Source organism: Streptomyces sp. NPDC020192, assembly GCF_044388685.1.
In the GTDB taxonomy this organism is placed as follows: domain Bacteria; phylum Actinomycetota; class Actinomycetes; order Streptomycetales; family Streptomycetaceae; genus Streptomyces.
In genome coordinates this window covers 1-1,388 of the sequence record NZ_JBIRXG010000131.1, presented here as the reverse complement: position 1 = coordinate 1,388, position 1,388 = coordinate 1, and the positions used below count along the sequence as shown (strand labels likewise).

Below are 1,388 nucleotides of genomic sequence, written 5' to 3'. Positions count from 1 at the left end.
AGAGTGCGGAACGTGAGCTCTTGTCCGTTTCGTGGTTGAGGTTGGGGAAGGGCTGCTGGTCGCGGGCGGTGGATGCTCCTCATGCGTCGGGGCGGGCGAACAAGCCGGGTTCGGGCTCGGCGAGGATGCCCCGGCTGACCAGGCGCTTCAGCTTGGAGCGGATGCCTTCGGTGTTCTTCGGGAGGATCGGCAGGTCGAGGGCCTGGCAGAGGTCGCGGGCGCGCATCGGCCGGCCCGCGTCGGTCAGGGCGGTGAGGATCTGCTGGTAGGCGGGGTGGTCCGGGATGCCGGGACGCTCCGGCTCGGCGGCGGGTGGGGGCGTGGGGAGAGTGAGGAGGGTCTTGCGGGTGATGCGCAGGTTCTCGCTCTCCGCGTCGATCTCGCCGAGCTGCCGGGTGAGTTCTTCGATGCGGGCCCGGAACTGCTCGGCCTGGTCGGCCAGTTCGCGCTCGCGGGTCTCGATGTGTTCCAGGATGGCTTTGAGCTGTGGGTTCTCGCTCACGCGGTCCTCCAGGAGGTGATGGTGGCTCCGGTGAGGCGGCGGCTCATGACGGAGGTCATCGCCCACAGGACGCGGGAGCGGGAGGAGGCGGGCCGGTGTTCGTAGTCGCGTACGAGACGGCGGTAGAACATCAGGATCCCGTTCGTCTGCTCCACGATCCACCGCTTGGCCTGCGGAACGAAGCCCTTGTCGGCCGGGTTGCGCTCGACGATCTCCACGTCGATGCCGTGGTTCTTGCCGTGATCGACGACCTTCTTCTTGAAGCCCTGGTCGACCAGCGCCTTCTTCACCGTGCCGCACTGCGCGGCGACACCGTCCAGCAGGGCGATGCCGGCACTGTTCTCGTGCGCGGAGGCAGGCAGGACGACGCAGTCAATGACGAGGCCCAATACGTCCACGGCCAGGCATCTCTTCCTGCCCGGCATCCTTTTCGCGGCATCCCGGCCGGTCGTGTCGGCGGGGACGCCGACGGAGGCGTGGATGCTCTGCGTGTCCAGGACCACCAGGCTCGGGTCGGCTAATCGCTTCCGCTTCTCCCGCAGCTGCCAGCGCAGCAGGTCATGAACGTCCTGGTCGGTGCCCTCGTCGCGCCAGAGGTAGAAGGAGTACTTCACCGCTCCGGGCGGGGGCATGTCATGGGGCAGGAGCTCCCACTGACAGCCCGTGCGGTTCTGGTAGAGAATCGCGTTCACGATCTCCCGCATCGCGTACTTGCCCTGATGCCCGCTGACCGACGGATGCCGGGCCTTCCACGCCGTGATCACGGGTTCGACGAGCTCCCACTGCTCGTCGGTGAGATCGCTCGGGTACGACTTGCGCATGCTCATGCCACAAGCCAAGCGAACCCCGAACGCCTGACCGGCGGCAATGTCCCAACGTCACACCA

General features: G+C 67.1%; 2 protein-coding genes. Both read right to left on the bottom strand.

Translation table 11 applies throughout. The annotated features are described in order from the left end of the window. Positions 1-79: 79 nt before the first annotated feature. Positions 80-502 (bottom strand): hypothetical protein, encoded by a 423-nt coding sequence (locus ACH47Z_RS47220; RefSeq protein ID WP_399086867.1) that lies wholly within the window; start codon positions 500-502, stop codon positions 80-82. Then, complete coding sequence (locus tag ACH47Z_RS47215) at positions 499-1,329, bottom strand: IS5 family transposase (protein WP_399086864.1); 831 nt, start codon at positions 1,327-1,329, stop codon at positions 499-501. Before ACH47Z_RS47215 ends, ACH47Z_RS47220 begins: the two co-directional genes overlap by 4 nt. Positions 1,330-1,388: the final 59 nt, after the last annotated feature.